We start from the raw sequence: 26248 nt of genomic DNA, 5'->3' as shown, positions 1-26248 counted from the left end.
GACGAATTTTAGGGTTATCGTACGAATCTGTCGTGAAAAGGAGAATCGGGATGAAACCAATCAAGATCGTCTCTCGCCTTACCTTCCTGTCTAGCTTTGTTTTATTAATCGCCTGTGGTACGACTCCAGCAACCAATCAAGAAGTACCAGAAGAAGTCGAGGAACCGATTGTCGAGATACCTGAAGAAATGCCGCCTGCCGAACCCGAACCGATCGTCACAACGGCCTCCCTCTATGCAATCGGCGATATTCTTCTACATGATTCGGTATACAACGCAGCACGTACCGATGAAGGGTATGAATTTGATTCTGCATTCGACCAGATCTCTCCAATATTGAATCGCGCCGATCTATCAATTGCCAACCAAGAGAGCATGATTGGCGGGAGTGAAATCGGACTTTCGAGCTACCCGGCATTTAACAGTCCATATGAAATTGGTGATGCCCTACAACGGGCAGGAATCGATTTGGTCACGACAGCGAATAATCATACGCTCGACCGTGGCGTCCGAGCCATTGAAAATTCAATCGACCATTGGAATGCAATCGGAATGCCTTATACAGGCTCCTTCCTATCTGATGAGGACAAAGCGAATATTCGTACGTTGACGGCTAATGATATTTCTTTTTCCTTCCTCGCATACACTTACGGGACGAATGGAGTCGTGCCGAAGCAGCCTTATCACGTAAATTATATCGACCTTGCACAGATGCAACCAGAGATCGAGAAGGCGGAACAGTCGACTGACATGACGGTCGTCTCCCTCCATTTCGGTACGGAATATGAGCCGTTACCGAATAAGAGTCAAACTGAGCTCGCCCAATCGTTAGCAGATCTCGGAGTCGATATCATCATCGGTCACCACCCTCACGTGCTGCAACCTCCGACCATGCTAGAAGGAGTCAATGGCAATCAAACTTTTGTCATCTACTCGCTCGGTAATTTCCTTTCCGGACAACAAGGGGATGAGCGAAACACGGGGGGCATCATCGGGATTGATGTGGTCAAGACAATCGAAGATGACCAATCGACTATTGAATTGAAAAATCCGATGTTCTTTCCAACCTTTACGCAAAAATCATCTGATGGACATTATGAGGTCGTCCCGTTAAAGGCTGCTCGTCCTGAACTTCTTTCCCCTGTTAGCGACCATATGTCGCAATGGTTACCCCAACTCAAAATCGAACAATGACGACCACGAAATCACTCGTGGTCCTTTTATTTTCAAAAAAGGGTTGCCACACGACATCTTATCCCTTACACTGAGTTGTATATTTATAAATAAAGATTAATAATTATTCATAAGGGGTGTTCATATTTTGAAACAGAAACTCGTATTGGCTTACTCAGGTGGTCTTGACACATCGGTTGCGATTAAATGGTTGGACGAACAAGGTTATGATGTGATTGCAGTCTGTTTGAACGTCGGGGAAGGGAAAGACTTAGAAAAGATTCAACAAAAAGCGATGAAAGTTGGAGCGAAAAAATCAATCGTCATCGATGCGGTCGATGAGTTCGTCAACGAGTTCGCTCGCTATTCGATGCAGGCCCATACATTATATGAAGGCGTATATCCACTCGTTTCGGCACTATCACGGCCCCTCATCTCGAAAAAATTGGTCGAGGTCGCACAGGCCGAAGGCGCCGTCGCTGTGGCCCATGGATGTACCGGGAAAGGAAATGACCAAGTACGTTTTGAAGTGTCCATTCATGCACTCGATCCTTCACTCGAAATCGTCGCACCGGTTCGGGAATGGAAATGGTCACGTGAGGAAGAAATCGCGTATGCGGCAAAACATCAAATTCCGATTCCAATCGTTCAAGAAGAACCATTCTCAATCGATCAGAACATCTGGGGACGCGCCATCGAATGCGGCATCTTAGAAGATCCTTGGGCAGCACCTCCGGCAAGCGCATATGAGTTAACAGCGGCACTTGAGGACACACCGCATGAACCGACTTATCTTGAGATTGAATTCAAGAACGGAGTGCCGGTTGCTATTGATGGGAAGAGCCAATCGTTCACTGATATCTTAAAAGAGCTCAATATCGTTGCGGGTGCCCATGGTGTCGGGAAGATTGACCACATCGAGAACCGGGTCGTCGGTATCAAATCACGTGAGGTGTATGAGGCACCTGGCGCCATGACATTGATCACTGCGCATAAAGCTCTTGAAGCCTTGACACTCGTTCGTGAAGTGGCGCATTTCAAACCAATTGTCGAGCAAAAATTGACAGAAACAATCTACAACGGACTTTGGTATTCACCGCTCACAAAAGCACTTCTTGCGTTTATCGATGAGACTCAAGCGACCGTCACAGGAACGGTTCGCATGAAATTGTTTAAAGGGCAGGCCATCGTCGACGGACGGAAGTCGCCAATTTCTCTTTACGATGAGGAACTTGCGACCTATACGTCAGCCGATACGTTCGATCAACAAGCAGCTATCGGATTCATCAAGTTATGGGGTCTTCCAACAAAAGTTCAATCAGAGGTGTTGATGGAAAAGGGAGCGTTCGTCAATGAGTAAATTATGGGGAGGCCGTTTCGAGAAGACGGCGAGCGATTGGGTCGATGCATTCGGTGCATCGATTGAATTTGATGCTCAACTCGTCCTTGAGGATTTAGAAGGTAGCATGGCTCACGTGACGATGTTAGGTGACCAGGGCATCCTCTTAAAGGAAGAAGTCACTCAAATCCTTGATGGATTACAACAACTTAAGCAAAAAGCACTCGCGGATGAATTGAAATTCGAGGTGTATCACGAAGATATCCATATGAACTTAGAAGCTCTGCTTCATGAAGCGATCGGACCGGTTGCAGGGAAGATGCATACGGCACGTAGTCGAAACGATCAAGTCGCAACGGACATGCATCTTTACTTGAAAGAACGTGTGAAAGAAGTGATTCAATTGATTGAATCACTTCAGCGTGAATTGCATGCTCACGCTTCAGAAAACGTAGAGACAATCATGCCTGGCTATACGCACCTCCAACGTGCACAACCGATCTCGCTGGCCCATCACTTGCTCGCCTATTTCTGGATGCTAGAGCGTGATAAGGAGCGGTTTACGGACAGCTTGAAGCGGATTGATTGGTCTCCTCTTGGCGCAGGAGCCTTAGCCGGGACAACGTTTCCGATCGACCGTTCCCGTTCAGCTGAATTACTTGGATTCAATCGGGTTTACCCGAATAGCCTCGATGCCGTTAGCGATCGTGACTTCATACTCGAGTTTCTTTCAAATGCGTCGATGCTTATGATGCACCTCTCCCGCTTCTGTGAAGAATTGATTCTTTGGGCAAGCGAAGAGTATCGCTTCATTACAGTGTCGGATACGTTTTCTACCGGTTCGAGCATGATGCCACAAAAGAAAAACCCTGACATGGCCGAACTCGTCCGTGGAAAATCGGGTCGAGTGATTGGAAACTTGATGGGCTTGTTGACGCTCATGAAAGGACTTCCACTCGCTTACAATAAAGATTTACAGGAAGATAAAGAAGGGATGTTCGATACGGTCAAGACCGTTCAAGGCTCGCTCAGTATCATGGCGGGGATGATGAATGAACTGACGTTCCACCCGGACGTCATGAAACAAGCGACCGAGCGCGATTTTTCTAATGCGACCGAACTCGCCGATTATTTGACGGCAAAAGGGTTACCGTTCCGTGAGGCGCACGAGGTGACTGGAAAACTCGTCAAATATTGCGTGGATGAGCGATTGTATTTACGCGAGCTTCCAATCACGGTGTACCAAACGTACTCTGAATTGATTCAAGAGGATGTGTATCATGCCTTGACCCCTGAACAGGCAGTCGCACGTCGAAACAGTTACGGCGGAACAGGATTCGATGCCGTCCGTGAACAGTTGAAAGAAGCTTCGGCATGCATGAGCACGATGACCTATTCTTAATCATCTTGAACCCGTCACGTTAATCTGTGACGGGTCTATTTATCCTGTTCATTCAGACGTTCAACGAAAGAAGGAAGACCTTTTTCTAGTAGAAGATCGAATACCTCCATCATCTCATCAATGGAATTTTCATTGACGTCTAGTAGATATTGCAAGACGACCCCATCGACTGCCGCAATCAGCCATGAACTGAACGCATTGTTTAGACGAGTGTTTTCTAGTCCGTACAAATGAATCAGGATTTGTTCGATTTGTTTTGTCCATTCTGCATATTTGTCCTTTAATTTCAGTTGTGCATCCATATTACCAAGTAGTACTTCATGAGCAAAATGATACTGCAAGCGGTTCTCTGCATCTTTATGAAAGCGTTCCGCCGTATTTCGTGCAATCTCCATTTTGATACGTTCTTTTGAATAGGCATCGTCTGTCATTTCTTTGGCGATTTGAGAGGAAACAGACAAGCTCTCATTCATTAAATCGTACAATAGATCTTCTTTATTTTTGTAATGATGATAGATGGCTCCTGTCGTCATATTCGCCTCGATTGCAATCGCTCTGACTGTTGCCCCGTTCACCCCACTTCGAATAATGACCGTTCTGGCTGCATCTAGAATTTTATTTTTACCGTCCACTATTATTCTCCCCTTTCGAGTCCACTTTAGAATAACATAGCTCTACCAATGCGAGTGCTCAGGACTAAATTTTGTGAAATAATTCACATTGACTAAATAGGATTGTCCGCCTATACTAAAAACATAACAAACGTTATGTTTGTTAAATTCAAATGAGAAGGTGAATGGAATGAACGTTTGGCCGCATGTAATCTCGATACCACTCTATTTAGGTTTATTATTAGGAATCATCGTTTTTTTCAGAAAGCACTATAAACTGTCCGCCTACTTTTGGCTCGCTTCGTTATTGACCATCCCACTATGGATGATGGGGAATGTTGATGGATGGTTTCGTTGGGCTAAAATTGTAAGCGTTATCATACCGACGATTATCGTTGGTTTCTCTCGAATCGCCATTTACGAGAACAAACAAGGACGGATTTGGAACTTTTTAAAGCGTGACGAATTTTTATGGTTCTTCTATGCCATCTTGTTTTTAAATATCGCAGAAGCCACGATTAAAGATGTGACACTCGGCAACTACTTTAATGCCGCCTGTGGATTTTTACTCTGTGTGACGATTCCTTTCGCACCGACTTTTTGGAAGTTTGCGAAAGAAGGATACGCCGATCTCGTAGCCTATACGACTGGGTCATGGAATTTTATATACACGTCATGGAACGCATGTTTCGTCTATGCAGAATCTCCAACTTATTTTGCCAGCTCGCTCTGCATCTTGCTTGCGGCAGAACTGTATCCGGTCATCAAGGGACGACCAGAGCTTTACATTACCGCTCGTATTTACACGCTTGCAGCCCATTTATTGATTCGCGCATGCTATGACATCTTCCCGCAAGTCATGAACTCTTCGACCTGGTTCAACCCGGAGGTATTGAAATCATGGGGAATGATTAATTTTGTGATCATCGTTCCTTACGTCTTCTGGCATATGTGGCAACTTCATCACAATAAGGCCATCATCAGCTTCAAAAGAGCCAAAGTATCATGATGGAATCGAATATGTGAACGTATGATTTCGATTGCTCAATAGTGAACAATTAACTGATGTAAGGAGGAGATTTGAGTGGGAATTCTGTATGAACGAATCGATCTCGTTGGATGGGGAATTGGGTTATTTGTCTTGTTTAGCTTGATGGCTTTCAATGAATTCAGTCGCACGACTAAATGGGGAGGAATAATGTTATTCTTGATAGTCCCGACTATACTGACCCTATTTGTTTGGCCGACTACCGCAGCACCAGGGAATGAATATGGAACGGGTACTTGGTTCAACTGGGTGAAAACATATTCTGCTCTCGCCGGCTGTCTCGGTTTCATGATTATTCGATATCGGCCCTCGCTATTACGAAAGAAATGGGTCTTATTCTTTCCACCGGGGATTTTGGCACTGAACATTTTAGAAGCTTGTATCCGAGACTTTCAAGTATACTTCTATAACGTTCCCGATGGCGCTTATATCGATCACCTTTGGGTCATGTCCGGACCTTGGAATCTAATGAACGGTTTTGCCGGATTATTGAACATCATCGCCATCTGCGGATGGGTTGGAATCAATATTTCGAAAGATCAATCAAAAGATATGATATGGCCCGATATGATTTGGCCATGGATCATCGCCTATGATTTATGGAATTTTGCTTACGTTTATAATTGTATCTCTGACCACTCGTTTTACGCGGGATTGATTCTGCTCCTTTCGTGTACCATTCCTTCTTTCTTTATTAAAAAAGGAGCTTGGTTGCAACATCGTGCCCACACGTTGGCTTTATGGATTATGTTCGTCATGACAGTTCCGGCGTTCGCCGACCGATTAGCTCCCGTACCGTCGACACATGACCCGAGAGCTTTCTTTATCGTCAGTCTGCTCTCCCTCTTATTCAACGTGGCACTTGTCTCCTATCAATTTTATCGGATCCGTCAACGACATCTTCATCCACTCAAGGATGAGCTTTATGTTGAAACGAAGGCATATCAGACAGCTTTGAGTCAAAACGGGCTGTCTTGAAATAATTCTTGCCAACCCCTTCTCAACATGTTAACTTTTATATTGTTAACGTTAACTGAAAAGGGGTTTACATATGAAGATTCAAGATATGACTCAAATCGCCTTCGGCGCAGCACTCATCGCAAGTATCGGTTTCATCGAAATACCGATTGGACCCGTTCCGATCACCCTTCAAACACTCGCCATCATGACCATCGCCGGCATATTCGGTGCAAGGAAAGGATTTTTGGCAGTCATCGTGTACCTCCTGCTCGGCTTGATCGGACTTCCAGTATTGAGTGGTCAAGGAGGTCTCGCACCATTTGTAGGACCAACTGTCGGATATTTAATCGCCTTTCCGATTGCAGCGCTCTTCATTGGCTGGTTCAGCGAACGCTATCGCTCCATCCCTGCATTGATTGGCTATAACTTTTTATTCGGTCTAGGGCTCGTCTACTTACTCGGAAGTATCGGACTCGAGATCGTTCTCGGTATGTCGTTCATTGATGCGCTCAAAGTTAATATTCCATTCCTCTTCGGTGACGCTTTGAAAGCAGTGCTTGCTGCCATATTAGCTGTGAAAATTTCTCAGAACGTTCAAGTTCGTCGTTCCCTCGCTTCGTAAAGGTTCGAACGTTTCACCCGTTTCCATCTGTGGAATAACTGTAGTATGGAAGGGGGTGTCCCGATGAGCGACTCGACGTTTAAAAAACGCTTACAGAAAGCGACCCACTTTTACCAACGCTCTGACAAAGGGCAGCGTCAAGGAATCGATAAGTCGTCTCATGAGAAACGTGACACAGATGCGTTTGAGCGAAGACTCCGTGAGGCTAAAGCGAAAGTTGGCGAGATTCAAGAAAACATTGACCATATTGCTAGACGTTAAAACCCCGTCCGAAGACGGGGTTTATTTTTTGCGTGGTCGAATGAGGAGGGTGACGATGAACAGAAGCGCTAATGTGACGAGAAGTGCAAGTGATGCCGTATTCCACCCTATCAAATTCAACCCTACACTGATGGCGACCGTGATATAAAATCCACCGAGCGCTTTTTTGACGTGCTGCGAGCTGAAACGTTGTAGCTGTTTCGCCCCAAATGGCGATCCGATCATGGCACCCGCAATCAGAGCAAGACCGTGCAGATAATTCGTTTCAGCACCTGCCACCGTATAACTGATGACACCGGATACGACGATGAGAAGCGCTGCCGTAATACTCGTTCCGACCGCACGCTTCATCTCTGTGTTCAACAACTTGACCTGAAGAGGAGTCAAGACGAATCCACCGCTTACTCCCATCAACGAGGAGATGAACCCCGCGAACACACCGATGATCCCAAGGCGTGGTACAGAGTCCGTTCCGACGCTTCCTTCCACATGCTGTTTCGAACGAAAGAAAGAAACCGCAAAATATGTGAGTAATGCGATATAGACGAGTGAGATGATCAGTGTCGCCCCATCGACTCCTTCTAAATAAAAGACAAGCGGTGTGGCAATCCAGGTCCCGACAATCCCGAACACACCGATCCATAAGGCGTGCGACACGTTCACGTTACGCAAACGGATATGCGAGATCGTTCCTGCCGTCGTTGATCCGAGCGTCAACATCAGGCTAAGGGCAATCGCCGCACTCGCTTCATACCCGAAGACAAGAAGAAGTGGTGTCAGTAAGATTCCACCACCAATTCCAAAGAATCCACTCAAGATTCCGATTAACGTTCCTAAAAGGAGAAACTGTAATACTTGTAAAACGTCCATGTTGTACCCTTCTTTCATTGGTCTCGTCTGCAATCATATCAAAAAGGGGCGTCGAATGCGCCCCTTTGCTTACAATGACCGTTCTAGAAACTCGAATATTTGTTGACGATATTCATTCTGGAATGACTGGTACGATCCGACATGACCTTCGTTATCAGTCACCCAAAGTTCGACGCGTTTTTGTGCTTCAGCCAATTTTTCACTTTCAGAAACAGGAATCGCATCATCGCCTTTACTGTGGATCAATAAGATAGGAGCCTCAATCAACTTGATATCCTGAATAGGAGATACGACATCGGCATCGAGACCGGTGAACCAAGGGGTCACAGTCATGATGACGGGCGTGAACGGAACGTTCGGCAAGTCACTCCATACCGGAAGATTTGTCTCGAGATAATTTCGTAAATCACTAAACGGACTGTCGGCGATGACTGCAGCAACTTCGACATCATCAGCTGTAGAGAGTGCTGTCGCCGCTCCCATTGAAATCCCATACAAGACAACCGGTCCTTCTGAACGACCTTTCGCATATTGGATGGCCGCTTTTAAATCGGATTGTTCTTTAGCGCCGACCGTGACTCGGTCACCCTCTGATATCCCTGAACCGCGAAAATCGAACGTTAAAAATTGGTATCCTTGTTCATGAAATTCTGGAATCAACTCTTTCAACGGTAAATCTTCCTGTTCACGGTTCTTCCCATATCCGTGGGCAAAGACGATGGTCGCACGCGGCGTAGGATGAGGAATCCACCATCCGTATAAGTCATATCCTTCCTCCGATTCGATTGTCACATTCTCGTACTTCAAACCAAGTGATTTCGGGGTGTATGTCAATGTTTCCCGCTCCGGTGACGTCAACTGGTCCCCAATATGAGCCGAGATTCCTCCGATAGCCAAACCGGCAACGAGTAAAATGATGAGTACCGCAATACTCAATAGTTTCATCCAACGATTCATCCGTAACTTCCCCTCGATTCTATTTACTCTATCTCAACCAGCTACGAAGCGCGATGAGCGCATGTTGGACTGGTTCCCATGTGCTAGACGGAATGAGATAACATGTCGCTTCATGGATAGAAAATGTTCGCACATCCTTTTGTTTGACGATGTTCTCGCCGATTGCGCCAAACGGATCGCTGTTCACATCGACATGTTCAAATGTACGCCACTTTCGCTCCCCTCGTTCTATAACAGCACAACCGAATGATTTGGTCGGGCCATCAATTCCGTACTCGGCATAATGCCAGAGTGTCGTCGCATCGAGCGGAGACCCAAGGTGAAGGATTCGTGCGTTTCGCTCAATCATTCGCTCGATAGGTGAACCTGGACCGAACCCGACATCGATAGTATGACCGGACACGATGGCTTCAGCCCCATCGCCCCAGGCGGCAACAGACCACATCGGATGGGAACTACGATATACGTGCGGATAGTTTCGGAACAGTTCCGGCACACGTCCCATGCCACGTGTCGCTGTTTTATCAGCTTCGTACGGAGGCATCTCCGCGCGAATCGTCTGCCACCATTCCACGGGGACAGGTGGCGCTTCCCATTCAGCTGGGTCTGAATTGTCTCCGGTCTGGGTCGCCATCATAATCAACCCAGATGGACCGACCACTTCCAGAATCGCTTCAATGACGGTCTGCGCCCCTCCACATACCCAACCGAGTTTTGAGAGCGACGAATGGACAAACAACGCCTCTCCCGAGCGAACGCCGGCTTCTTTTAACTTTTCGATGAGACTCGACTTCGTCACCATCTTTTTCACAACCATCACTCCACAATCAGCTGGATCGACGACCCGCTTCTAGATTTTTTCACTTCAATCCGTGCATCGACACGGTCTTTCAATTCTTGGACATGACTGATGACGCCGACGAGCCGACCGGTCGCCTGTAAAGACATCAATAGTTCAATCGCCTGGTCTAGAGATTCGGCATCGAGCGTACCGAATCCTTCATCGATGAGCATCGTTTCAAGACTGATGCCCCCACTCAGCTGTTGGACCACCTCCGCAAGTCCAAGAGCGAGTGACAACGACGCCTTAAACCCTTCACCGCCAGATAAATTTTGTACACGACGCGATTGTCCGGTATAGGCATCAAAGACGAGAAGCTCAAGACCAGATTTGGCATTCCCTTTCGCCGTCTCGACTTTCCGCTCAAGCCGGAACTGACCGCTCGTCATCTGATCCAAATGAATGTTGGCCGCATGAAGGATCTGATCAAAAAAGGCGGTTTGAACATATGTCTCAAACGTCATTTTCTGTGGGTTGATTCCCTTCCCCGTATCCGCAATCAATTTGATTGTCTCTAATTTCTGCTCTTCTTGCGCCGTCTGTTCGCGAAGGGTATTCCATTCCGAGATGACGTGTCTATGTCGAGACAAGGCATCTTGGGCTGTGATCAGCTGTTTCGACGCCTGCTCACTGCATTCAGCCACTTCCTTCACTTTCATCTCCATCTCATGCAGGTCTGGTCGCTCCTGATTCTTCAGTTTTTCTTCAATCATCTGTTTATGGTGTCGGAGTCGAACACCTTCTTCCTCCTCACGTTGCAACTGTTCACGAATCATTGTCCGCTTGTCGATTTGATTGGCGTATGATTCATAGCGTTCACGCGTCAGATGTGATGCTTCTAGCTGATTGACCCAAATGGTCTGCTGGGCATCATACTGCTTCGATGCTTCAGTCAACTGTTCACGGATCAATGACAGTCGTTCTTCCTCTTTCCAAAGTGCTTTTTTCACCGTCTCAAACTCAAGGTCGTACGCTTCGACTTGTTTCATCAACATCGAGATGCGGTGCTCAAGGTCGGCTCGCTCGCGCTGCAACGCATCGAATGTCGTTTCTTCACTTTGACCGAGTGCGTACAGACTTTGTTGCGTCATTTCAAGTTCGGATACGACACGCTCCCGCTCTTCGAACTGTTGACGTCGCTCTTGCTCTAACTGTCGGATTTCTGCTGACAGTTGGCGAAGTGTCCGTTCGTTCTCTTGACGCATTCGTTCTTCCCGTTGCAATAGCTCTGCACGTGATCGCCACTTATTGAGTTCTTCTGTGACATCGCCATTGAATTGAATGTCTTTGGAAGCTTGATCTAGTTCTTGTCGGACTGCTTCAAGTTGTTGATGAAGCGAACGATAATCCGCCCTCGCTTCGATTAAGCTTGTGGACAAATCATCAAGACGTGCCACGACCGCATCCCGCTCCGCGATGTTCGTAACGGTTTCTTCGTGTTGTGGGATATCATGATGACGAGAACCGCATACCGGGCATGGCTCACCGTCTACAAGCGTCTCGCTCAGTTGTTTCGCTAGTATTAATTGTTCTTGCTGTGTAAACGTGGTGACCACTTCTTGTTGGGTCACGTACTGTCGTTGAACGTCTTTGCCCGTTCGTTCACATTCGTCGAGTTGTTTCGATAACTCACGTGCCTTTGTTTCAAGAGATGCCAGCTTTACCAATCGGTCGACATGACGCTCGGCGTCGACTGCTCGTTCGCTAGGTTCAGACTTTATGCTGTCGACCAATCGCCGTTCTCTTTCTTGAAGTTCTTGTAACCGAACTTCTTTTGAAAACATGACCAATTCTTTTGCACGATTCATCAATCGGTCACGAAGGGTCACGAGTGTGGCGCGCTCCTTGATTCTTGGCATCATCTCATCGACGATCCGAAGTCGCTCCTTACGAGAGATGACTTCTTCTTTGTCCGTTTCAATCGTTGGTTGTTGCTCCATTAACTTTGATTGAGAGGATTGCAAGTGCTCTAATTTTGTCGAAGAGGTCTGTTCTTCCATCGTCAACCGACGCACGAGTTGCTCTAACTCCTGTAACCGTTCAAAGACTGGACGAATGTTTGCCGCCACCTCTAAATTTGTTAGCAGTTCACGTGTTTCATTTCGAATCGATTCACCGTTTAAAAAGATTGCAAGTGCTCGATCGGTTTCTTCTCGCTCCTTGAACAGCGTGACGAGTGATTTTGCTTTCTCAAGCGCTTCTCTTGCCTCTTCCAGTGCTGTCGCATACAGTTGTTTCTGGGTTTTGGCCGTATCACATGTTGTCATCAGATATTCTTCACGCTCGTCAAGCCAACGTTGAATCTCCTCGATGGACTGGGTCGACACCTCTTCGATTGCTTCATCTTCGAGCTCTAATAACTTGAGTCGCGTCCGCTCGACCGCCCATTCCACTTGTTTTCGATACGCGCTATAGCGTTCACCCCACTTCTCCTGAAACGTACGATATGCCTCTGTTTTGAAAATGGATTGGAGGATTTGTTGTTTTTCATTCGAGTTCGAGTCGAGTAATTGTCTAAATTGGTTTTGAGGGAGCAACAAGATTTGACTGAACTGTTCATACGATAATTGTAAAATCGATTCGATTCGTTCTTGTACCTCGTTCACCTTCGTCGCCAGCGGCTTCCAACCGTCCTCCCATTCATAGAGGATGGCCTCGTGCGGAATTGGCGTCTTATTTTTCGGATGAGGTTGTTGCGGCTGTCTTACGATCCGATAGCGGTCACCTCGAATCGTGAACGAAAAATCTACTTCCGTCTTCAACTCAGGTTGTGCATACTGGCTTCTGAAGTCACTAGCATTTCGAAGCGACCCACTCGCCCGGCCATAAAGGGCAAACGTCATCGCATCAAAAATGGTCGTCTTCCCGGCGCCCGTCCGACCGCTGACGACAAACATCGAGCGACCAACCAACTGGGTGAAGTCAATCGTTTCACGTTCTGCATACGGTCCAAATGCTTGAATCATCAATTCAACCGGTCTCATTAGTCATCACCTTCTTCTATCATTTGCTTCACGGCATCTGAGGCAGTGCGATCATGTACGGCCTCAAAAAATTGGAGATATACCTCTTCTACTGACTGTCTTTCGAGCGTCTCGCGTTCAAACGTGGATGTCTGCTCCTGGCGACGTAACAGTTCCAATTCAAGATGAAGGATATTCGGATAGACAGTCCGAAGTTTCGCCATCGGATCATGAAGCGCCGTATCATCGGTCAATACAATTTTAAGGTAATCATCTGTCTTTTGTTGCTGATAATAAGTTGGGGCAAGGAGTTCGTTCAATGTTCCGGTGAGTTGTCGCATATCCCGCTCTGGTGTCAAGGCACGGCGACGACGTGTCCATTGACCGTCCCATTCCAGAACGTCGACGGATTTTTCATGATTGACCTCGGAAAACGAATATTTCATGAGCGACCCACTATATGCAATTCTTTCTGATTGAATCGCATCACGATTATGTAAATGACCTAATGCCGTATACGAAAAAGGCTCATATAACCCTTTTGCGACCTGTCCTGCCGTGCCAACAGATAGTTGACGTTCTGAATCCGTCTCCAGTCCTCCCGCTACAAAACTGTGACCAATCGTCACGGCATCTTTTTCGATCATACCGAAAGCTTCAATGACCGCCTCCAGTGCATCATGATGCGTTCGAATCGAGTCGATACCGAGGATATGCCGTACACGAGCCGGCTCAAGGAATGGAATCGGATAAAATGGGACTCCCGCTACATCAAGGGGACCAGATGTCGGGTCTAGCTTACCGACGATGTGAAGTCCTACTTGTCTCAATAACTTCGAACTATATTCGAGACGTTCTGCCGAATCATGGTTTCCGGCGATGGCTACGACTGGTATTCCGCGGTTCAAGACGAGCTCTCGCCACATCTCATCGAGTAAATCGACCGCCTCGACGGGAGGGACGGCTCGGTCATATAAATCCCCTGCGATGATGACCGCATCGGGTCGTTCCTCATCTACGATTTGTAAAAAAGAATGGAATAAGATATTCCGTTGATCTTCTGTCATATGTCGACCGTGGACGATCTTACCTAGATGCCAATCGGCCGTGTGAATCCATTTCATCACGTATCACCTCTCTTTCCTATTCTAGCATGAGTCATTCGTATGATTCGACGTCTTGACACCCGTTTTTGAAACAGCGAAAGTAAGAGGAGAGGAGGACTTCAAAATGAAATCATCAACATGGCAAACTTTTTTTCAATTATTCAAAATCGCGAATCCTCCGAAAAATCTATTTGTCGGAGCCATTCTGATCTCGCTCCTTCAAGCCGTCGCCTCACTGGCCATTCCGCTCATCTTGCAGCGTGTGGTCGACCGGTGGAGCAGCGACTTATTGACACCTGAATGGATCATCTATTTCGTCATCGCATTTTTGATTCAGGTCATCACGAGTGCCGTTTCGATTTATTGGTTACATATTGTGGGGCAACGGGTCGTTGCCAATTTACGCACGACCTTGTGGGACCATCTCGTCAAACTGCCGATTCCATTCTATGACGGCATCAAGTCGGGGGAACTGGTGTCTCGGTTGAACAATGATACGACGACGCTTCAACAGTTGTTATCCGAACAAAGTGTCAGGTTGTTGACCTCCCTCGTCTCGGTCATCGGCGCCGTCGCCATCTTGTTCACACTCGATTGGCAAATGACACTCGTCATCTTGTTCTCTGTTCCGACCACACTCATCATTGTCATACCGCTCGGACGGAAGCTTCGGATTATCGCAAAAGAGACACAACAAGAACTCGGAAATCTTTCCGGCTTCTTCGCCGAACTGCTCGGTGAGATTCGACTCGTCAAATCACAAGCGACGGAACAGATGGAAGTGAAAACCGGCAAAGCAAAAATCGAGACACTGTTCGATTACGGGGTGAAGGAAGGACGAATTCAAGCGATCCTCATTCCCCTTCTCAATGTGACCTTGACCGGGATGTTGATTGCCATCCTCGGGTTCGGCGCATATCGAGTCTCGACCGGAGCTTTATCAACGGGCGAACTACTCGCCTTCATGCTCTATCTCTTCCAAATCATCACGCCGCTCATCACGATGAGTGAATTTTTGACAAGGCTTCAAAAGGCGCGTGGAGCAACGGAACGGATTGCAGAGTTGCTCGAAGTCCGTCCCGAACCATACAGCACACATGAAGAAATGATTCATCAGACGGCACTCTCATTTGAAGACGTTGCTTTCCATTATGGCACTGAACCCGTCATCCAAGGATTGACACTTCAAGTTTCACCAGGGGCGACAACCGCCATCGTCGGACGGAGTGGTGCAGGGAAAACGACACTTTTCTCACTTGTCGAACAGTTCTATTTACCGACGGCAGGGACGATTCGATATGGAAATCGGGAGATTCAAACATACGGGCGTGATACTTGGCGTCAAATCATCGGATATGTCGCTCAAGATTCACCCGTCCTTTCGGGATCTGTACGGACAAACATTGTGTACGGACTTCGACATGAAACGAGCGATGATGAAATCAAAGAAGCCTGTGAGATGGCCAACGCATGGTCGTTTATTGAAACGATGCCTGAACAGCTCGATACGGAGATTGGTGAGCGAGGTATCCGTTTGTCTGGCGGGCAGCGACAACGACTTGCTATCGCGCGAGCATTGTTACGAAATCCACAGATTTTATTGCTCGACGAGGCAACATCAAGTCTAGATTCAGAATCAGAACGCGTGGTCCAAGAAGCGTTAGACCGCCTGATGGTCGGACGAACGACGCTTGTGATTGCCCACCGACTCTCGACTGTCAGACATGCTGACCAGATTGTCGTCTTAGAAGACGGACAAATCAGCGGAATCGGGAAACACGAGCAACTTTTAACAGAGAACGCACTATATCAGCGACTCGTTTCACAACAATTATTAGGGGGACAAGCCACATGAAAACAATCGGATTTATCGGGCTCGGGGTCATGGGCCAATCGATGGTACGTAATTTGATGAAACACGGATTTGAAGTACAAGCATACACACGGACGAAAGAGAAGGCAGCTGCACTGTTAGAGGAAGGTGTGACATGGTGTGATTCGGTACAGGACGTTTGCCGAGATGCCGATGCCGTCATCACTATCGTCGGCTATCCGTCTGATGTCGAATCCATCTATTTTGGTGAAGGAAACATTCTTGATTCGGCAGAACCAGGTACATTATTGATCGACATGACGACGTCCTCACCGAAACTGGCTGAACGGATAGCTGAGACAGCCATTGAGCGGAGTCTCCTCCCACTTGACGCACCAGTAACTGGAGGCGATGTCGGCGCCAAAAATGGAACGCTATCGATTTTAGTCGGTGGGGGTGAATTCGCCTTCAATAAAGCGAAGCCTTTATTTGAAGCGATGGGACAATCGATAGAACGAATGGGATACGCAGGAAGCGGTCAATATGCGAAACTTGCCAATCAAATCGCCATTGCCGGAATCATGATGGGGAATGCCGAAATGTTAGCGTTCAGTAAACGAGCTGGAATTGACCCAGAGGCACTCGTTCGTACGATTCGTGGTGGGGCAGCAGGTAGCTGGACGCTTGAAAACTTGGTTCCACGCATGATTGTCGAAGATTATGCACCTGGCTTCTTCATCAAACACTTTATCAAAGACATGACACTTGCCATCGAGAGCGCACACGAGCTACAAGTGACATTACCAGGTCTCGAGCTCGCACATCGCCTCTATTCAATTCTTGAAAAGAATGGATACGGAGAGAATGGCACGCAAGCACTGATCGAGTATTATCTTCATCAAGACGTTTGAAACCGGATGTTTGTGGAATTAGTAGGAGTGAAGGAGGCGATTTTCGTGCCATGGAATATGAAAGACTATCCAGAATCACTGAAAAACTTCGATCCACTTGTAAAAAAGAAAGCCATTGATATCGCGAACGCATTACTCGCGCAAGGCTACTCTGAGACGAAAGCGATCCCCATTGCCACCGAGCAAGCAAAAAAGTGGCATGCGGATGCGTCGGAAGAGGAAAAACAAGATTTTGAAGACGCCCCAAACCCCAAAAAGTCAGATCAGCACGGAACATAAAACAACCGGTCGGGTTATCCGACCGGTTGTTTTGCTTGATAGGAGGCATTTAACTCTAAATAGAGTCCAGAAATCGCCGTTTGAAGATATGGTGTGACAAAGATATAAGCTAAGCCTCCAGTAAGAAGGACGAGCGCATACCATCCGATAAAACTCGCATAGAGCTTTAACATCGTCTGTTTGTGCCCTTTCATCATTTGGCGGCTTTTTCGCATCGCCTGGAATGCAGATAGGTCCGGCTCATCTCGCATGATAAATGGCGCGATGCGATACGTCAAATAGAACCAGACACCAGGTACAATCAGGAAAAGCATTAGAACGTTTAGACCTAAATAGAATACCGCATAATAGACCACGGCACGTGAATAGTCTTTAAGTGACCCGAACGATTCAATCAACAATCCGAACGTTGGCTTTTCATCTTTCGCCACCTGGAGAAACACCCAATTTTTCCCGAGCTCGATAGGTGCGAGCAGAACCGTCGCCCCGTAAAGAAGCGCCACCGATGTCAAAAGAACTTCGGGGTCGTTCGCCGAGAGATCAAGTCGGGTCGTGATCATCGCTTGAATGACCATGACAGTTAAGACGACGAGTAATGAAATGCCCCACTTCCCTGATAGCATTCGTAGCGCATATTGTTTGTAAACGGAAGATTGCATGAATTCACCTACATTTATTGTTTTCTCTCATTATAGCAAAAAAACAGTCTTCCGACTGTTTTCCGCATTGGCTCATCCAAGAAGTTGTTTGAACTTCACTTCATCGAGCTGTCCATTCGTTCGTACGCCATTTCCTATGTGTACCATCGCTACGTCAAGACGTTCTTGAAGAATCGGTAACGTTTCCACCGTGATCCCTGCACCAGGCAAAATTGTCATCTCGGCCTGTTCCTTCAAGGCTATCAAGGTTTCGATTCCTTCTAGTACAGTTTTGGCACCGCCTGAAGTAAGGAGAATATCTACTTCCGGATATTCATTCAACACATCCATCGCTTCAAAGACATCACGTGATGCATCGAAGGCACGGTGGAACGTGAGCGTCATTTCCCCTTTGTGCTTGATCACTTCCCCTAAGATCCGCTCGTCAATCGCGCCATCCTGTGTCAATGCACCGAATACGATTCCATCGACACCTAGCTCACGGCATAGACCGATATCCGCAAGCATAGTCTCGACATCATCCTCATTGAAATGGAACGAATGTGTATGGGGTCTTATCATCACATGCACCGGAATCGACACATGTTCGACCACATTTCGAATCGTTCCAAAACTTGGTGTGATGCCCCCGTTTTCCATATCCGCAATCAGTTCGAGTCGTTTCGCACCGAGTTGCTCAGCCTGAATAGCTTCCGTTAGTGTAGTGACAATCACTTCTACATTCATTAAATCGCTCCCTTTACGGTGCGAACTTCCAGTCCACACCATGTTCGGCTAAGACGCCTTTGAAATCTTGAGGCTCCGGAAAATCAGAGATAATCGCCGTCACCTTCGAAAAATCACAGACGCGATACCGTTTTTGTTGATTTAGTTGGGTATGGTCCGTCAGTAAGAACGTCTCGCGACTTTGTGACATCACCGACTGGGTGATACTGGCGAGGCCGAAAGCGTCACATGTTAAACCTAGTGATGCGTCGACCCCTTCGACGGACAAAATGGCAAGGTCGAACATGTATGTCTGTAGTTGCGCCAGGACCTGCTCACCTGTCGTCACGAGATGTTTCGGGTCGATTGTACCACCTAATAGCTGAATTTCGCCACCAAGCACACCTTTCGCCCGCTGTTCAAACAACGCCTTCGCCACCGTCAACGATGGCGTCACGACCGTCACATTGCGACCACGTAACCGGGAAGCCACTTGCTCTGCCGCGACCCCGTGTCCGATATATAATAATGTATCATCTGGAATCAACTGAAATGCGGTATAGGCAATCCGACGAATTCCATCCATGTTTGCAATCACGATAGGCTGAAAGGACATGCTCTGATGAAGGACCGCTCCCCCGTATACACGTTTGATTCGATGTTCTTTTTCTAATTCTTCTAAATAACGGCGAATCGATTCCCCCGATACGTTCAAACGCTCGATCAACTCGCTTGTTTTTACTTTGCCTTCTCTTTCGATCCATTCTACAATTTTCTGTTTACGCTCTTCACCGATTAAAGACACGTCCCTGCCTCCTCCACAATAATCTTTCCTTTTCTAGTGTAACGAACGCATGTAAATTTAACGTAAATTGAAAGTAAAGAACGAGCAAATCCAACATGTTTTTGTTTCTTTTTTGTGTAAATCAACGACAATACACAAAAAAAGGCACGCCCTTCACGGACGTACCTGCATGAGTCATGATTTCGGCTTGTGTTGAAACAGCGGAACTTTTGGTTCTTTTCCAGCACGTATACGTTGCCAATTGGTACGATGCTTAATAATAATGAACAATGCGAGTGGCACGATGACGATCAGGGGTAACCAATCTTTCGTCACGATGCTATAAGTCGTTGCCGTCACCAGTCCTACCACGGCGGCAGCCATCGAGGAGAGGGATACCATGCGCGAGGTGAGGAGAGTCACGATGAATGTACCGACGACGACAAAGAAGAACCATGGGAAGGCTGCCAACAAAACACCACCGCTCGTCGCAACCGATTTTCCACCTTTGAATTTCGCAAAGACAGGATAAGAGTGTCCAATCACTGCCGGAATCCCGGCAAGAAGCAGGCTCATCTCGCTTCCGAACAGTAGAGGCAGCAATGCAGCGACAAGACCTTTCCCCATGTCACCGAGTAAGACGAGGATTCCTGCCTTCTTCCCTAATACACGAAACGTGTTCGTCGTTCCCAGATTGCCGCTCCCATGTTCTCGAACGTCTACGCGATAGCCGAGCTTGCCGATGATGAGGGCAAACGGAATGGCACCAAGTAAATAACTTAAAATAATAATCATGATTTCTGTCACATATGGCATCGCAATTCCCCTTATTTCACAAATTCCGCAATATAGCGATCATATGGCTGATTCAATGCATGTACCTGTTTCGCATGCTCAATACCGATATAGCGTAAGTGCCATGGTTCGTACATATATCCGGTTTCTTCCTCAAAGGCTTTTTGGTAACGGATGATAAATCCATACTCGTGAGCATGATCTGCCAGCCATTTTCCTTCAACCGTTTCACCGAGACTTTGAGTCAGTTGATAGTTGACCGAGGCGCTCGATACGTCAATCGCAAGTCCTGTTTGATGTTCAGAATGACCTGGTGGTGCGGAATATTTCATGGCTTGTTCTTTGCCATCTCGTTCGACATAAGCATTGAAGAGATTGACTTGATAGGCGTATGAACGGAACGCACTCGTCCCTTTCAAATCAATTCCTGCTGCTTTTGCACCTTTCATTAGACCTTCAATCGCCTGAGCAGCTTCTTTACGTAACATTCGACGTTCACCGACTGTCGAGTCGACAAAATCAATGTTCGCCTCTACCAAATCACTCGGCTGATAGTCGGCGGGTAATGCAATTTTCTTGTTTACAAGAATCAATTCATCTAATTCCAAATTGGCCACACCATCCGTTTCAATCGGTTGACTAGGTGCCACAGGTTCTTCCTCTACTGGTTCGGTCGGCTGTTCAGACTCGTCCGACGTCTCCTCCTCAGAAGGTGACTCGGTGACTGTCTCATCTTCACGATCCGAAGTCGGTTCATTTGGTTCTGTCTCTGGTTCATCTACTGTTGATGACTGTGTTGTTGGTTCTTTCGGTTCAACTTGCTCGTTTGTCGTACAACCGGCTAACATGAACGTCAAGGCGCCGCAAACCATCAAAATCGATGGATAACGCATGCGATCTTCCCCTTTCTAGATAACAAAAAGTACCGTCAAGATATGATACCACACTGACGGTACGAAGACAGAAGATTCTTAAACAGGGTTCATGACGTTCAAATACATTTCATGCCATTTCGGGAACTCTCGATCAAGTCGAATCGGTTTGAAGTCGCCTCGTTTGACGACGACATGCGTTGTAGTGGCTGTGCCAACAAGTTCTCCATGTTGATTCGTCAACTCATAGCCGTAAATCGTTCTGATTTTTGAATATTGATCGACCCATACACGAACATGAACCGTATCACCATACGTCACGCTACGCTTATAGTCCATGGATACATTTGTCACAGGAGAGACAAATCCCGCTTCTTCCATATCTTTATACTCGACACCTAGTTGTCGTAACAATTCCGTGCGCGCAATCTCTAAATAAACTAAATAGTTGGCATGATAGACGATGCCCATCATGTCCGTCTCTTGATACCTTACTGGGATTTGAACCGTGTGCATTGAATCATCCTTCTTTCCTACGACAAGTATATTATAACTTACTCTTAATATCTACTACTAATAATTGCTGGAGTGACACATTCTCATCCTCCGTCGACACTAAACGATAGGACTGACGAGCAATCGATTCATCGATAACAGATAGAGCGGTGCGCGCGTTCGCATGTTTGATGTCATGTAAGCGAGTAGCTAATGCTTCAAGCGCATCTTCCTCCATCACATATCCGAACTGACTTGCGTAATTTTTCGCGATGTCCACTAACTGTTCTTGCGTATAGTCATCAAAATGAATCGTCCGTTTCATTCGGCTACTAAGACCAGGGTTGGATTCAATTAATCGGCGAATCGGACCTTCGTAACCGGCAAGGACAACGACAAGATTCTCGCCATGTTTCGGCATTTCATCAACGAGTGTATCGATTGCCTCCCGGCCATAGTCGTTCGCCCCGCCGTTCAAACTATAGGCCTCGTCAATTAGTAAGACGCCGCCAAGTGCGTCACGGATCGCCGCTTTCGTTTTTTGAGCTGTCTGTCCCACATAGCCACTAACTAAATCTGCACGACTAACGACATTGACATGGCCTCGCTTCAAATAACCTGTCCGTTTCAACATCTGTGCATACAGATAGGCAAATGTCGTTTTACCGGTACCGCTGTTTCCGGTAAGTGTAACATGGAGCTGGACCGGCGCCGTCTTCAAACCGAGCGCTTTTCGTTTCTTCTGTATCTTGATGAGCGCTTCAATTTCAGCCAGTTGTGCTTTTGCATCTTCCATGCCGACAAGGTCATCTAACGATGTCGGACTCGATTCATCATCTGGCTGATCAAAGTCTTCTTCAGTCAAGAGCGCCATTTCGTCTAGCGGAGCATCTGCACCGAAGCGGGAACCCTTCTTAAACATCGCATCAAGTAAAATGTTATGGACAGTCCGGGCATTTCCGAACGTCGAGTCGACCCGTTCTCTGTCGATTCGAGCAAGAAGTGATCGTTTCGCCTCTTCCGTCAGCACGTAATTGTTTTCTTGTGCCACTTTCTCACCGATGGCGACCAGTTCTTCGTCACGGTAGTTCGGTAACTCGTAGTGATTCGACTCAGGGAATCGTGAACGTAAACCGGGGTTCGCCAAGAGGAAATGACGCATTTCTTCTGGATAGCCAGCTAGAATGACGACGAACTTGCCAGCATATTCGCCACTCGTCATCGCGGCGACGAGCGTATCGATGGCCGCTTGTCCGTAATCACTGCCACTCGCATCCTGACGCTTCAATGCGTATGCTTCATCGATGAATAAGACACCACCCTCTGCCTCTTTCACCTTGTTCATTACCTGCTCTTCCGTTTGCCCAACATAGGCACCGACAAGGCTCGAACGGTCAGCCTCGACAAGGTCCGGGCGTCCTAATAAGCCGAGTTCAAAGTAAATCTCGGCCATGAGTCTTGCTAATGTCGTCTTCCCGGTTCCTGGATTCCCTGTAAAGACGAGATGAAGGGATGGTTGATGTTTTGAAGAAAAACCGGCCTTCTCTCGTTCTTTTTGGAAAAGGAGGAAGCGATACCACGCTTTTACACGCGCTTTGATGTCATCGAGCCCAATCATGTCTTCAAGTGATTCAATCGCACTTGAACGTGCCTCGGTCGGACGGTCTGGTAGTAGCTCACAAATTGTGTGTAGCCGTTCTTTCACAAGGAAAACGCGCTCCCCGAAACGATGAAACGCTTCACGACTGAAATAGTTCCCTTGCATGGATGCGAGCAAGGAGGCGGTATCATCTTCAAGAGATGCGACCTCTTGCATCGCTTCGATGATCGCTTCAAACAGGTTTTCCAATTGTCCGCGCCATTCAGAATCACGTAAATCAGACTTCGCAGTCTCCACCTCATCATGGAGTTGGTCAAGTTGATCGAGCAACGCTGACGTTTTTGACTCGTACTCTGTTAAGATTTGAACCTTCATCGAGGCGTAATCGGCCTCTCGTAAGGTTGGCCAGTCGATTTGAAGCGCCTGTTTCGAACGACGCAACTGCTCATTCAGTTGAAACAGACGAAGCTCTGGAGGAAGTGCGTTCATCGCCTCCAACTCTTTTACCCAGCGGTTGAGTAACGGGTCCATCGTTTCCTTTTGTTTGAGCCGATGTGTTGCGAGCAGCCGCAAGGAACGAATTAATTCTTCTTGGTGCTGAGTCGCACGAGACCAATGTGCGTAAGATAACAAAGCCGCCTCGTTTACTTTTTCTCCAGCTTCCCAGTTCGTCAAGTCCGTTTGAACTTGTTCCACTTGAATTTGTTTCATCTTGTTCTCCCTTTCAGACGACAAGGGAGCCGACATCATGTCTGCTCCCCATCGGATTATCTTGATTCAAACGATGTCATCCGAATCGAATGGAATAACTTTCCGTTATTCCGCGATTCTGCCGCGAGCAAGATTCGTTCATGCGCATCGACATAATATGTGACAGTCTCTTTATTTTCTTCTTCACTAAAAATCGATGGATAGTTTTCAATCCACTCTTCCGGAACGGTCTCAGCCGATTCTGATTTCACATACGCTTGCGCGGTACGTCCGACCAAATCGGTTTCGCCTTCACTTGAACCGAGCGTCCCGTCATCGAGCCATTTACGAATCTGTTCGTTCGTTGCACGTGACAAGAATGGATGAGGTGCGACTGCTCCGGAGTTCGTCTCCTGTCGAAGAACTTCTTCCCCGTCCGGATTGAACTCTAAGTAGGTCTCTCCATCCCATTCAGCTTTCGCGCCAACATTTGGACCCGTCACGACTTCAGATACAAAATGTCCGTCCTCATCATACGTGACAAGATACTCTCGTTCTTCGAGCTCTTCGCCTTCTTTTGGAAGTTTGCGTTCTTGATATCCGATCACGACATTCGAGTAGAATGGTTCGACTTGCTCCTCCTCTTCCCCGCTCAAATCCATGAGCACATAGAAGTTATATGCGAGTAATGCCCCGACAATGAGGATGCCGGCCAATATCACCCAGCTCAACCGTTTTTTTATCTGTTGTTTCATAGCCTATCCTCCTCGTTTCTTCACTTACTATCCTACACTAGCGAGAAGGACAAGCAAAATATTTTTGACCGAAAAAGGGCCTCATCTGAGACCCTTTCGAATTAACCTAGTTTATCTTCATCTTTCTTTTGCATCTCTAGCCATTTATCTCGTTCATCCGGTTCGTCGGTAAGATCCTTGAATAAGGCAATCATCATAAAGATGAGCACGAAGATGAATGGGAAGGCTGCGAGAATCGCAACAGCTTGTAGAGCATCTAATCCACCAGCATACAACAATACGGCTGCGATTGACGATTGGATGATTCCCCAAGTCATTTTAATCCCCATCGGCGGGACGAGCTTCCCGTTCGATGTAAGCATACCGAGGACGTATGTCGCAGAGTCGGCCGATGTAATAAAGAATGTCGAAATCAAGAAGATGGCGATTACACTGAGAAGCGTCCCAAAACCACCGAACGTTTCAAACAGTGCGAACAGCCCGACTTCAGTACCGATTTCGTTTACTTGATCAATCAAGCTATATCCTCCGAACAAATCAGCCCAGATGGCCGAACCGCCGAAGACGGAGAACCATAATAATCCGAATGATGTCGGGACAAGTAAGATTCCGATGATAAATTCCCGAATCGTACGCCCTTTCGATACACGTGCGATAAACGTTCCGACGAATGGTGACCAAGAAATCCACCAAGCCCAGTAGAAGATGGTCCAACCGTTCACCCATTCACGTTCAACGGGTTCAAATGCGGCTGTACGGAAACTCATGCTCGGGAGCTGCTGCAAATAAGTTCCGACTGTTTGTGTGAACAAGTCGAAAATGAAAGCTGTCGGTCCCGCAAACATCGTCGCTACAAGTAGGACAATTGCCAAGAATATATTCGTATTACTTAAGATTCGAATTCCTTTGTCAAGACCTGTCGAAGCACTGATCATGTAGAGCACCGTTACGACGGCAATGATGATCAACTGTGTCACGAAAGCGTTCGGTACCCCAGGGATGAGGTAATGAAGGCCACCGGCAATTTGCTGAGCACCAAAACCAAGTGAAGTCGCTACCCCGAATGCAGTCGCAATGACCGCAAGGATATCGACCGTTTGCTTCACGGGTTGTTCGTAGCGGTTATGGACGAGCGAACCGATTGTCTCCCCAATCGTCGCGGGACGACCTTTTCTAAACGTCGAATATGCGATGGCGAGCGCAATCATTGCGTAAATCGCCCATGGATGGAGGCCCCAATGGAAAAATGCATAACGCATAGCAGTCCGTGCATCTCCTTCAGGTGTAGGGGAAGCGAATGGTGGTGAGTGGAAGTGGAGCAACGGTTCAGCCGCTCCCCAGAAGATAAGTCCAATTCCCATCCCGGCACTGAATAACATGGCAAACCATGATAAATAACTAAATTCTGGACGATCTGTATCCTTTCCAAGTCGAATCGAACCATATCTTGAAAAGATTAAAAAGATGGCAACCAGTAAAAACCCGGTGGCGCTCAAGAGATAGAACCAACCCATCCCGTTTGAGAGCCAGCCTTGTAACGTACTCGTCACGTTTAATAGACTGGCATTCCCTAATAAACTCTCGGGGAAAAGTCCCCAAATCGTAAATAAGCCAGTTATGATTGCAGATACGACGAATACGGTCGTCACACGGCTTTTTCGTTCCATAAAATCACTCCTATTTAATTTTCTATTTTCATATACGTTTTCCACCCTAACATACTTTTGAAACAAGTCAC

At 47.1% G+C, this 26248-nt stretch carries 25 protein-coding genes; 10 read left to right on the top strand and 15 right to left on the bottom strand.

Features of this window, described 5'->3' with window-relative positions:
* Positions 1–50 precede the first annotated feature (50 nt).
* The 3 genes from KOG47_RS05920 to argH all read left to right on the top strand — a co-directional run bounded on the left by KOG47_RS05920 (position 51) and on the right by argH (position 3913).
* Positions 51–1193, top strand: coding sequence for a CapA family protein (locus KOG47_RS05920; protein ID WP_215243880.1), 1143 nt, complete (start codon positions 51–53; stop codon positions 1191–1193).
* Between the two features lie 124 nt (positions 1194–1317).
* Positions 1318–2532 carry an argininosuccinate synthase gene (locus KOG47_RS05915; RefSeq protein ID WP_214691273.1) on the top strand — a complete coding sequence of 405 codons (1215 nt, stop codon included), beginning with the start codon at positions 1318–1320 and terminating at the stop codon, positions 2530–2532.
* On the top strand, positions 2525–3913 hold the full coding sequence (argH, locus tag KOG47_RS05910) for an argininosuccinate lyase (RefSeq protein WP_215243879.1): 1389 nt from the start codon (positions 2525–2527) through the stop codon (positions 3911–3913). Before KOG47_RS05915 ends, argH begins: the two co-directional genes overlap by 8 nt.
* Positions 3914–3948: 35 nt before the next feature.
* Here argH and KOG47_RS05905 read toward each other — a convergent pair whose 3' ends face one another.
* Positions 3949–4545, bottom strand: a complete 597-nt coding sequence (locus tag KOG47_RS05905; RefSeq protein ID WP_214690831.1) for a TetR/AcrR family transcriptional regulator — start codon at positions 4543–4545, stop codon at positions 3949–3951.
* Positions 4546–4714: 169 nt separating this feature from the next.
* Here KOG47_RS05905 and KOG47_RS05900 point away from each other — a divergent pair, with 169 nt between their 5' ends.
* From KOG47_RS05900 to KOG47_RS05885, 4 genes are all read left to right on the top strand, one after another.
* Entirely contained in the window at positions 4715–5533 is an 819-nt protein-coding gene (locus tag KOG47_RS05900) for a hypothetical protein (protein WP_215243878.1), read from the top strand.
* Between the two features lie 75 nt (positions 5534–5608).
* Entirely contained in the window at positions 5609–6550 is a 942-nt protein-coding gene (locus KOG47_RS05895) for a DUF5692 family protein (RefSeq protein WP_215243877.1), read from the top strand.
* Between the two features lie 73 nt (positions 6551–6623).
* Entirely contained in the window at positions 6624–7154 is a 531-nt protein-coding gene (locus KOG47_RS05890; RefSeq protein WP_012726424.1) for a biotin transporter BioY, read from the top strand.
* A gap of 63 nt (positions 7155–7217) precedes the next feature.
* Positions 7218–7415: a hypothetical protein gene (locus KOG47_RS05885; RefSeq protein ID WP_012726425.1), complete on the top strand. Its 198-nt coding sequence runs from the start codon at positions 7218–7220 to the stop codon at positions 7413–7415.
* 21 nt (positions 7416–7436) lie between these two features.
* On the opposite strand, the gene KOG47_RS05880 is transcribed toward KOG47_RS05885, so the two are convergent.
* From KOG47_RS05880 to KOG47_RS05860, 5 genes are all read right to left on the bottom strand, one after another.
* Positions 7437–8285, bottom strand: a complete 849-nt coding sequence (locus KOG47_RS05880; RefSeq protein WP_031423531.1) for a sulfite exporter TauE/SafE family protein — start codon at positions 8283–8285, stop codon at positions 7437–7439.
* 69 nt (positions 8286–8354) lie between these two features.
* Entirely contained in the window at positions 8355–9242 is an 888-nt protein-coding gene (locus tag KOG47_RS05875) for an alpha/beta hydrolase (protein ID WP_215243876.1), read from the bottom strand.
* Between the two features lie 28 nt (positions 9243–9270).
* Entirely contained in the window at positions 9271–10059 is a 789-nt protein-coding gene (locus KOG47_RS05870) for an AAC(3) family N-acetyltransferase (protein WP_215243875.1), read from the bottom strand.
* Positions 10059–13067 (bottom strand): AAA family ATPase, encoded by a 3009-nt coding sequence (locus KOG47_RS05865; protein ID WP_215243874.1) that lies wholly within the window; start codon positions 13065–13067, stop codon positions 10059–10061. Before KOG47_RS05865 ends, KOG47_RS05870 begins: the two co-directional genes overlap by 1 nt.
* A complete protein-coding gene (locus KOG47_RS05860; RefSeq protein ID WP_214690827.1) occupies positions 13067–14170 on the bottom strand; it encodes an exonuclease SbcCD subunit D in 1104 nt (367 codons plus the stop codon). Before KOG47_RS05860 ends, KOG47_RS05865 begins: the two co-directional genes overlap by 1 nt.
* Before the next feature lie 106 nt (positions 14171–14276).
* Here KOG47_RS05860 and KOG47_RS05855 point away from each other — a divergent pair, with 106 nt between their 5' ends.
* From KOG47_RS05855 to KOG47_RS05845, 3 genes are read left to right on the top strand one after another with little or no spacing between them, the layout of a single operon-like run.
* Positions 14277–16007, top strand: coding sequence for an ABC transporter ATP-binding protein (locus KOG47_RS05855; protein WP_215243873.1), 1731 nt, complete (start codon positions 14277–14279; stop codon positions 16005–16007).
* Complete coding sequence (locus tag KOG47_RS05850) at positions 16004–16876, top strand: NAD(P)-dependent oxidoreductase (RefSeq protein ID WP_211782748.1); 873 nt, start codon at positions 16004–16006, stop codon at positions 16874–16876. Before KOG47_RS05855 ends, KOG47_RS05850 begins: the two co-directional genes overlap by 4 nt.
* A 45-nt stretch (positions 16877–16921) precedes the next feature.
* Positions 16922–17155, top strand: coding sequence for a DUF2188 domain-containing protein (locus tag KOG47_RS05845; RefSeq protein WP_012726433.1), 234 nt, complete (start codon positions 16922–16924; stop codon positions 17153–17155).
* A gap of 14 nt (positions 17156–17169) precedes the next feature.
* On the opposite strand, the gene KOG47_RS05840 is transcribed toward KOG47_RS05845, so the two are convergent.
* From KOG47_RS05840 to KOG47_RS05800, 9 genes are all read right to left on the bottom strand, one after another.
* Positions 17170–17814 (bottom strand): DUF975 family protein, encoded by a 645-nt coding sequence (locus KOG47_RS05840; protein WP_031423519.1) that lies wholly within the window; start codon positions 17812–17814, stop codon positions 17170–17172.
* Between the two features lie 72 nt (positions 17815–17886).
* Entirely contained in the window at positions 17887–18540 is a 654-nt protein-coding gene (locus tag KOG47_RS05835) for a copper homeostasis protein CutC (protein ID WP_074036888.1), read from the bottom strand.
* Positions 18541–18553: 13 nt separating this feature from the next.
* Positions 18554–19324, bottom strand: a complete 771-nt coding sequence (locus KOG47_RS05830) for a DeoR/GlpR family DNA-binding transcription regulator (RefSeq protein WP_012726436.1) — start codon at positions 19322–19324, stop codon at positions 18554–18556.
* A 174-nt stretch (positions 19325–19498) separates the two neighbouring features.
* Positions 19499–20119, bottom strand: coding sequence for a glycerol-3-phosphate 1-O-acyltransferase PlsY (plsY, locus tag KOG47_RS05825; RefSeq protein WP_012726437.1), 621 nt, complete (start codon positions 20117–20119; stop codon positions 19499–19501).
* Between the two features lie 11 nt (positions 20120–20130).
* Complete coding sequence (locus KOG47_RS05820) at positions 20131–20991, bottom strand: M15 family metallopeptidase (RefSeq protein ID WP_215243872.1); 861 nt, start codon at positions 20989–20991, stop codon at positions 20131–20133.
* A gap of 78 nt (positions 20992–21069) precedes the next feature.
* Positions 21070–21486 carry an acyl-CoA thioesterase gene (locus tag KOG47_RS05815; RefSeq protein ID WP_012726439.1) on the bottom strand — a complete coding sequence of 139 codons (417 nt, stop codon included), beginning with the start codon at positions 21484–21486 and terminating at the stop codon, positions 21070–21072.
* Positions 21487–21517: 31 nt separating this feature from the next.
* Positions 21518–23776: an AAA family ATPase gene (locus KOG47_RS05810; protein WP_215243871.1), complete on the bottom strand. Its 2259-nt coding sequence runs from the start codon at positions 23774–23776 to the stop codon at positions 21518–21520.
* A gap of 56 nt (positions 23777–23832) precedes the next feature.
* Positions 23833–24510, bottom strand: a complete 678-nt coding sequence (locus KOG47_RS05805) for a hypothetical protein (protein ID WP_012726441.1) — start codon at positions 24508–24510, stop codon at positions 23833–23835.
* A 101-nt stretch (positions 24511–24611) separates the two neighbouring features.
* The gene (locus KOG47_RS05800) at positions 24612–26177 is read right to left on the bottom strand and encodes a BCCT family transporter (protein ID WP_215243870.1); all 1566 of its coding nucleotides are present in this window, start codon (positions 26175–26177) and stop codon (positions 24612–24614) included.
* Positions 26178–26248: the final 71 nt, after the last annotated feature.

It is taken from the genome of Exiguobacterium sp. s121 (assembly GCF_018617245.1).
Taxonomy (GTDB): Bacteria; Bacillota; Bacilli; order Exiguobacteriales; family Exiguobacteriaceae; genus Exiguobacterium; species Exiguobacterium profundum.
The sequence above is the reverse complement of the archived record's forward strand: the minus strand, read 5'-3'. Positions and strand labels throughout refer to the sequence as shown.

Coding starts and splice junctions, on each gene's coding strand:
- KOG47_RS05890 (WP_012726424.1), top strand. CDS start 6,624: ATGAAGATTCAAGATATGACTCAAATCGCCTTCGGCGCAGCACTCATC.
- KOG47_RS05920 (WP_215243880.1), top strand. CDS start 51: ATGAAACCAATCAAGATCGTCTCTCGCCTTACCTTCCTGTCTAGCTTT.
- KOG47_RS05875 (WP_215243876.1), bottom strand. CDS start 9,242: ATGAATCGTTGGATGAAACTATTGAGTATTGCGGTACTCATCATTTTA.
- KOG47_RS05870 (WP_215243875.1), bottom strand. CDS start 10,059: ATGGTTGTGAAAAAGATGGTGACGAAGTCGAGTCTCATCGAAAAGTTA.
- plsY (WP_012726437.1), bottom strand. CDS start 20,119: ATGCCATATGTGACAGAAATCATGATTATTATTTTAAGTTATTTACTT.
- KOG47_RS05840 (WP_031423519.1), bottom strand. CDS start 17,814: ATGCAATCTTCCGTTTACAAACAATATGCGCTACGAATGCTATCAGGG.
- KOG47_RS05820 (WP_215243872.1), bottom strand. CDS start 20,991: ATGCGTTATCCATCGATTTTGATGGTTTGCGGCGCCTTGACGTTCATG.
- KOG47_RS05815 (WP_012726439.1), bottom strand. CDS start 21,486: ATGCACACGGTTCAAATCCCAGTAAGGTATCAAGAGACGGACATGATG.
- KOG47_RS05860 (WP_214690827.1), bottom strand. CDS start 14,170: ATGAAATGGATTCACACGGCCGATTGGCATCTAGGTAAGATCGTCCAC.
- KOG47_RS05880 (WP_031423531.1), bottom strand. CDS start 8,285: ATGGACGTTTTACAAGTATTACAGTTTCTCCTTTTAGGAACGTTAATC.
- KOG47_RS05850 (WP_211782748.1), top strand. CDS start 16,004: ATGAAAACAATCGGATTTATCGGGCTCGGGGTCATGGGCCAATCGATG.
- KOG47_RS05835 (WP_074036888.1), bottom strand. CDS start 18,540: ATGAATGTAGAAGTGATTGTCACTACACTAACGGAAGCTATTCAGGCT.
- KOG47_RS05855 (WP_215243873.1), top strand. CDS start 14,277: ATGAAATCATCAACATGGCAAACTTTTTTTCAATTATTCAAAATCGCG.
- argH (WP_215243879.1), top strand. CDS start 2,525: ATGAGTAAATTATGGGGAGGCCGTTTCGAGAAGACGGCGAGCGATTGG.
- KOG47_RS05865 (WP_215243874.1), bottom strand. CDS start 13,067: ATGAGACCGGTTGAATTGATGATTCAAGCATTTGGACCGTATGCAGAA.
- KOG47_RS05805 (WP_012726441.1), bottom strand. CDS start 24,510: ATGAAACAACAGATAAAAAAACGGTTGAGCTGGGTGATATTGGCCGGC.
- KOG47_RS05900 (WP_215243878.1), top strand. CDS start 4,715: ATGAACGTTTGGCCGCATGTAATCTCGATACCACTCTATTTAGGTTTA.
- KOG47_RS05810 (WP_215243871.1), bottom strand. CDS start 23,776: ATGAAACAAATTCAAGTGGAACAAGTTCAAACGGACTTGACGAACTGG.
- KOG47_RS05800 (WP_215243870.1), bottom strand. CDS start 26,177: ATGGAACGAAAAAGCCGTGTGACGACCGTATTCGTCGTATCTGCAATC.
- KOG47_RS05885 (WP_012726425.1), top strand. CDS start 7,218: ATGAGCGACTCGACGTTTAAAAAACGCTTACAGAAAGCGACCCACTTT.